Annotated in this window: 6 protein-coding genes; 4 read left to right on the forward strand and 2 right to left on the reverse strand. The window is 60.2% G+C overall.

Annotation, left to right across the window (positions count from 1 at the left end):
* The first annotated feature begins 167 nt into the window (after window positions 1-167).
* The 4 genes from CJ255_RS20470 to CJ255_RS20485 all read left to right on the forward strand — a co-directional run bounded on the left by CJ255_RS20470 (window position 168) and on the right by CJ255_RS20485 (window position 4,172).
* A complete protein-coding gene (locus CJ255_RS20470) occupies window positions 168-551 on the forward strand; it encodes a PPOX class F420-dependent oxidoreductase (RefSeq protein WP_097645935.1) in 384 nt (127 codons plus the stop codon).
* Window positions 551-1,579: a UDP-glucose--hexose-1-phosphate uridylyltransferase gene (locus CJ255_RS20475; RefSeq protein WP_097645936.1), complete on the forward strand. Its 1,029-nt coding sequence runs from the start codon at window positions 551-553 to the stop codon at window positions 1,577-1,579. Before CJ255_RS20470 ends, CJ255_RS20475 begins: the two co-directional genes overlap by 1 nt.
* Window positions 1,580-1,773: 194 nt before the next feature.
* A complete protein-coding gene (locus CJ255_RS20480; RefSeq protein WP_174714087.1) occupies window positions 1,774-2,334 on the forward strand; it encodes a hypothetical protein in 561 nt (186 codons plus the stop codon).
* 110 nt (window positions 2,335-2,444) lie between these two features.
* Window positions 2,445-4,172, forward strand: coding sequence for an asparagine synthetase B family protein (locus tag CJ255_RS20485; protein ID WP_097645937.1), 1,728 nt, complete (start codon window positions 2,445-2,447; stop codon window positions 4,170-4,172).
* Here CJ255_RS20485 and selA read toward each other — a convergent pair.
* Both selA and CJ255_RS20495 read right to left on the reverse strand, forming a co-directional pair.
* Window positions 4,160-5,527, reverse strand: a complete 1,368-nt coding sequence (gene selA / locus CJ255_RS20490) for an L-seryl-tRNA(Sec) selenium transferase (RefSeq protein WP_097645938.1) — start codon at window positions 5,525-5,527, stop codon at window positions 4,160-4,162. The genes CJ255_RS20485 and selA overlap by 13 nt on opposite strands.
* A 151-nt stretch (window positions 5,528-5,678) precedes the next feature.
* Window positions 5,679-7,010: a putative sugar nucleotidyl transferase gene (locus tag CJ255_RS20495; protein WP_097645939.1), complete on the reverse strand. Its 1,332-nt coding sequence runs from the start codon at window positions 7,008-7,010 to the stop codon at window positions 5,679-5,681.
* Between the last annotated feature and the right edge of the window lie 91 nt (window positions 7,011-7,101).

Below are 7,101 nucleotides of genomic sequence, written 5' to 3' on the forward strand. Positions count from 1 at the left end.
GAGCCTGTCGAAGCCACCGCGACGTTGGCTTCGACAGGCTCAGCCAACGTCACGGCCCAGAGCTTTTTCGCGCTAACCACTATTTTCTATTTTCTCACGTTCTACCTCCTAGAGGCGCGCGGTACTCTTTGCTATCTTCTCCTTTCTACCTGCTAAAGGAAGCACCTATGTCCAGTTCAGTACCCTTTGCCGAACTGCAAAGCTACCAGTACATCAACCTCACGACCTTTCGTAAGAGTGGAGTCGCGGTGCCGACGCCGGTCTGGTTTGCCCTTGGCAATGATTGCATGTACATCCTCACTGTGGACAATTCGGGCAAGGTTAAGCGTATTCGCAACAATCCACAGGTGACCATGGTGCCTAGCGATTCGCGTGGCCGTGAGCTTGAGGGGACGCCGACGCTGCAAGGTCAGGCCACCATTGTGCCCTTCGATGAAAAAGGGCCGGGCCATCGCACGTTGTATGCCAAGTATGGCTGGATGTATAAAGCCTTTGAGATTATTTGGCGCGTGCGCCGCATTACTCCAGTGATTATTGAAGTGCGACCATAATGCTTCAGCATCCCCACCGCCGCTACAATCCATTGATTGACCAGTGGATCGTGGTTTCGCCTCAGCGTATGCAGCGCCCCTGGTTGGGCCAAGAGGAGCCAGCGTCTGCAGAGGAGCGCCCGGCCTATGATCCCCACTGCTTTCTCTGCCCTGGGAATCTGCGTGCTGATGGCCAACGTACCCCCGCCTACAATGGGGTTTGGGTCTTTGATAATGATTATGCCGCGCTGTTGCCCGCGCCACCCCAGGGCGAAGTGGCGGAACGGGCCAGCCCAGATGCCCCACCGCTCATGGTGGCCCACAGTGAGCGCGGCATCTGCCGTGTGATCTGCTATACCCCGCGCCACGACCTCCACTTGGGCCAATTGGAACCAGCGGCACTGCTGGCGGTCGTTGAGGCATGGAGCGAGCAATATACCAGCTTGGGGGCCTTGGATTGGGTGCGCTACGTCTTGCCCTTCGAGAATCGCGGGGCCATGATGGGTGCCTCCAATCCCCACCCCCACGGTCAACTCTGGGCTACCGGCTTCTTACCGGGTGAAGTGGTGCGTGAAGATGCAAGCCAACGGCGCTATCTGCACAGCACTGGGCGTACCCTATTGAGCGATTACCTCGCCATGGAACTGCAACGCCAAGAGCGGATCGTCTGCGCCAATGAACATATGGTCGCCCTCGTACCCTTCTGGGCCGCCTGGCCCTTCGAGACGCTGCTGCTGCCTCGGCGTCCCGTTGCAGCCCTGCCCGCCCTGTATCCTGACGAACGCGCAGCCCTCGCAGCTCTGCTCAAGCAACTGATCAGTTGCTATGATCGGCTCTTCAATGTGAGCTTTCCCTACTCAATGGGCTGGCATCAAGCCCCTACCGATGGAGAAGCTAATCCACACTGGCACATGCACGCCCACTTCTTACCGCCCCTGTTACGCTCGGCGACAGTACGTAAATTCATGGTCGGTTACGAACTTTTAGGCGAACCGCAACGTGACCTCACGCCCGAAGAGGCTGCCCGCCGCCTGCGCGAGGCTCGGTAAGCCTGGCGGCGGGAGTTTGGGGAGGTGTGACCAACATGTGTAGGTAGGGTGCGCGAGGGAACCTGGTTCCCTCGCATCCTCCCCCTGTCCAAAGGGATGTAGAGCACCGCCCTACAGACTCCAGTCACACCCGTTTGGGGCGCAGCCCCACCAACGAGTGTACGGGCGATAGCCCGCAACTCAATTGGAGGTCTATGAGCAAACACGCCACCATCGGCTATCGCGATGAACTGCTGCCCGACCAGAGTGTGCATCGCACGTTTGATGACGGAAGTTACGAATGGCGACGCCAGTTGCCCGATGGCCGCGTTGAATGGCAGGATAGCCGGGGGCTCGCTGGTGTTGATGAATTGCTGGGCAATCGCTTGATCAAACGTACCTTGGCGAATGGCAAGGTTATCTATGGCCGTGACCAAGGCTATGGCCGTACCGCTTGGGTCAGTGGAACTAGCCGCATGGTGACGATCAACCAGACTGCTTTTGGGGGCCAAGTAGGTGCTGCGCTACTTGCTGCGGGCGCGGGCTTTATGCTGGGCCCAATCATGTGGCCGCCTGAGCACCTTACGCCCGAAGAGGAAGAACAAATGCGCCAGGCGCTGCATAATCAGACCCTCAGCGATGGGGGCGGTGGGGGCTTGGAGTTTGGGTTTGGTGGGCCCTACCATAGCACCAGTTCTGGTGCTGACCGCAGCTCTGCCCAGGATGAGGATGCGTGGGCTGAGGCCGAGGGCGATGGTGATGGCGATTTTGGGTAATACCAATTACCCTTGAACATGCCGCATGATCAAGAACGCGAAAGCCCATTGGGACGCTATGTTCGGCAATCTGCAATCTGCAATCTACAATCGTAAATGGTAAAAGCCCTATGCGCTTCTTCGCCACCCTCAATGCCCCTGAGCCACAGGCTACGCTGGTGCAGGTGGGGGCGACCCCGGCTCTGGTTGCGCCCCCTTGTGCCCTGGGGCTGGTTGCCGATGCGCGGCCTTGGCTTGCGGCGGGACCATATCGCTATGCGAACCTCGTGGCCGTTGGTGAGGTGACGCTCTTTAATCGGGCTGAACTTTTGGCCGCGTTGGATGCGTCACCGCTATTGCCAACTTGTAGCGATGGCGAACTGCTGCTGGCTACCTATGCGACCTTTGGCCCTGCTGGTTTGGGCCGGGCTGATGGGCTCTTTGCTTTGGCTATCTGGGATGGTACATGCCTGATGCTCGCCCGCGATCCGGTGGGCGGGCGGACGCTCTTCTATAGCCAGGTGGGTAGCGTTTGGGTCGCTGCCTCCCACCTCATGGCCCTGCGGCGCTCGCCGATCGTAACGCCCCGCCTTAATCTGAGTGCGGTGCAGTCCTTCCTCACCTTCGCCTACCTGCCCGGGGCCGAAACGCTGCTTGAGGGCGTCTTTGAACTTCTGCCCGGCCAGTATCTGCGCCTAACCCCAGGGGGCCAGCGCAACAGCGGTTTTGCCTGGCTGCCTCAAGAGCTTCCGCCCGATCCCCATATGGCCGAGGCGGACTACGTGGTGCTGCTGCGCCAACAGCTTGAGGCCGCGACCCAGGCTATGCTGCCGCCCAATGACGATGTGGGCGTACTGCTCTCTGGTGGCGTCGATTCGAGTCTGGTGGCGGCTTTAGCGGCCCGTTTCCATGCGCACCCACCGCGTACCTACTCGATCAGCTTTGGCGATGAGTTGCCCAATGAGTTGGCCTACTCCGGGCTCGTGGCCAACCATTGTGCGACGCGCCATCGGGTCTTGCGTTTTCGGGGAGCGCAGGTGGCAGCAGCGCTGCCCGATGCGGTTGCGGCACTCGATTGTCCAGTGGGCGACCCGCTCACTGCGCCCAATCTGCTCTTGGCGCGCACCGCTGCCGCCGATGGGTTGCGTGTGATCCTCAATGGTGAAGGGGGCGACCCATGCTTCGGCGGGCCGAAGAATTTGCCGCTGCTGGCCTACGCGCTCCAGCATGGCCTCACCGATCCGGCGGCGCTTGCCCGCATCTATCTGCGCTCCTACCGCAAATGTTACGATGAGTTGCCGCGCCTCTTTACCCCAGCAGTACATGCGGCTCTCCGCAGCGCCCCGCCCCTGGAAGAGCGCGTGCAGCCCTACCTCAGCAACCCGCACATGCAGAGCTACCTCAACCGGCTGCTCTACACCAATGTGCGGACTAAAGGTGCCCACCACATCCTCACCAAAGTCGAGCGGATCACCGCCGCTTGTGGCCTCGAAGGGCGGGCACCGCTCTTCAGTCGGGCAATTGTGGCTACCAGTTTTGCCCTGCCCCCCCAACTCAAACTGCGCGGCACATGCGAAAAGTGGATCTTGAAGCAGGCCGTAGCCGACCTACTGCCCGCACAGATCATCGAACGGCCCAAAAGCGGCATGCGCGTCCCCGTGCAGCACTGGCTCCACGGGCCGCTGCACGACCTTGCCCATGATCTCTTGCTCGGCCCGCGTGCCCGCGCCCGTGGCCTCTTCAACCCAGCCTTGATCCAGACCTGGCTAGAGGGTCATGGTATGCTCTGGCCGCGCCAAGGTATCGCCCTCTGGATGCTAGTAACGCTTGAGTTGTGGCTGCGGGCCTATCGTGTGTAGCAAGCCACCAACTGCGCCACAAGTTCTGCCTCTTGCGCCACCGGCACGGTACGCAGATCGCAGAGTACCTGCGCTGCGCTGATCCGCGCAACCACAGCAGGGGTACACATACGTAAACGTGCAGCCATAGTTGTTGCCCCTACGCCATTGGGGGTTAATGCCACCCCATAGCTCGCTAGGGTTGCCCCGGGCAGCGAACCGCCGCCAATGGTACTTTCGCAGGGCAAGGCGGTGGCCACGAGGCCCGCGTGGGTCAATTGGGCTGCCATAGCCCGCGCCCGTGCTGCTAAGGCATCCACAGGGGCGGCAAGCATCTGCCAAATGGGAATCTCCTCAAGGGCTCGCCCGCGCCGATAGCTCAAGAGCGTCGCCTCTAGGCCAGCGATGGTGGTCTTATCGAGGCGCAACGCCCGCATCAGCGGATGGCGACGCAGGTGCGCGATCAGCGCCTTGCGCCCCACTATGAGGCCCGCCTGCGGCCCACCCAGCAGCTTATCGCCCGAAAAAGTGACCAGATCAGCCCCGGCAGCGATACTCTCCTGCACCGTTGGTTCAGCGGCCAGGCCAAAGGGCGTCGTGGGCAGCAACGTGCCACTACCGAGATCGTCAAGCAGCGGGATGCCATGCTGCTGGGCCAACTGGGCCAACTCCGCAAGGCTCGCCTCATGTACAAAGCCCATAATGCGAAAATTGCTGCTATGGACACGCAGCAGCAACGCGGTGCGCTCACTCAACGCAGCGGCATAGTCGTCTACATAAGTACGGTTGGTTGTGCCAACCTCCACCAATGTCGCACCACTCTGGCGCAACACATCAGGAATACGAAAGCCCCCGCCAATCTCGACCGCCTGGCCCCGCGAGATCACCACCTCGTGACCAGAAGCCAGCGCAAGTAACACAAGATAGATTGCGGCAGCATTATTATTCACCGCCAGCGCCGCCTCAGCCCCCGTCAGTTGGGTCAGCAGCGCCTCAAGGTGGGTGTAACGACTACCCCGTTGCCCCTGCACAAGATCATACTCAAGATTGGCATACCCGCCCCCCACCTGCGCCATCGCAGCAAGAGCCTGGCTACTCAGCGGCGCACGGCCCAAATTGGTCTGGAGCAGCACCCCCGTCGCATTGATCACCGGACGCAAGCTAGGCGTCAATGCCTGCACAACCCGTTGCACTGCTGCTGCCGTAAGGTCCTCCAGCGAACTTGGGTACGCCTCACCACCACGCAGAGCGGCGCGGGCGGCATCCAGTTCAGCGCGGGCCGCCGTGAGCAGCAAGGCATGGGGCAACTCCGCACCAAGGGCGCTACGTAGCGCCTGAAGCAGACGATCAACACTGGGGAGATCACGTAGGAGCATAGGAGGTAGGAGGTAGTAAAGAGGAAGTAGTAAAGGGATGGTTTCAGGACACTTTCCCGTTTGCGCCATAGGCCGTTTCTAAAACCATCCCTAACAAAACATCGCACTCTCTCTGTGTCCTCTGTGCCTCTGTGGTGAACATCTCCGGGCCTCACCCCCCCACCGCCTCAGCCTCGGCCCGTGCCAGAGCCAAAGCAGCGGCGGGCGAAATGGGAATAACTGCGGGCGGCACCGTATGTTCACGCGCTGGGCGGGTCAACTCAAAGGCGGCACGCAGGAGCGCTTCATAGCCAGGCGTGAGCGTGCGTTTCCGCCGCCCCATTACGGTGCGGGTGACGCCGATCATGTTCTCGATGCGGTACTCACGGAAGACATCGCCGCCCCATGTGAAGGGGGGGATGTTCTTGGGCAGGCTGTGCAGCCCAAAGATGTTGCTGCCAGTGCCAATCATGGTACCACCATTGAGATGCATGCCAATCCCAAGTTTCACATGATCGGCCAAGAAGACCCCCAGTTTAATCAAGCCACTATCAAATTGGCCTACGCCTTCTAGGTTTACGCGCACATGGCCATAGTTATTCTTCAGATCGCTATTGGTGGTCATTGCTCCAATGTTGACCCATTCACCGAGCCAGGAGTGGCCCAGGAAGCCATCGTGGTGCTTGTTGCTAAACCCTTGGACGATGCTTGCCTCCACTTCGCCGCCGATGCGACAGACCGGGCCTATGGCGGTTTCACCCCGAATACGCGCACTGGCAATCAGGCTCCCTGCGCCAATATAGGCAGGCCCCTGAATAAAGCTAAAGGGTTCAATCTGGGCCTCGGCTTCAATGAAAATAGGCCCATCGCGCCCATCAAGCACAATGGGCCCATCAAGGCGTGCTGTGGGTGCAACATAGATCTGTTCGCCACGCACGGTCACCTGGGGCGGCGGAGCATGCAGCCGGGGAATGTGCTGCTCAAGCAGGGCCAGATCGCGCACAATCTGCTCACCCGTTTGGCTAATCAGATCCCAGGGGTAGCGCAACAACAGTGGTGGCTCGGCAGGGCCCACATCACGGAAACGGGCAAAACGCAGTAACTCATCACGCGCTGCTGCCGCCTGTTGAGCCTGAAGGTAGAAGAGTACCGCACTGGCCAGCGCCGGGGTTATCCGCGCACCAAGCAGACATTCGCCCGCCAGATAGACCGTATTGAGCGGCTCTTTAAGCAGTTCAGGTAGCCATGCAAGATCGAGGGCGCGAGCATTGATCAGCACCACCGGGGCACCAACGCGCAGACATGCCGCCAGCCCCTCAGTTGGCCCAAAGCAATCCATCAAGTGGGACCGCGCCAAACCCATCGGCTCATTCGTCCCATACTGGACAGCCAAAAGCGCCCCGCGCTCCATCAGGGTAAGTGCGCCAACCCGCAGCGCAAAGAGGGGGCGTGTCTGGGCAATCGTGCCAAAATGGGGCCACAATTCATCTTCAAAGATGATCATTGGTCTATATGTGCTCCTTAGACATGGTTTCAGAAACGGCCTTTCAGCTTTACAGTTGGAGTGCCGACTTTAGTCGGCATCCCATGGCAAT

The organism is Candidatus Viridilinea mediisalina, from assembly GCF_002532535.1.
GTDB classification, from domain to species: Bacteria; Chloroflexota; Chloroflexia; order Chloroflexales; family Chloroflexaceae; genus Viridilinea; species Viridilinea mediisalina.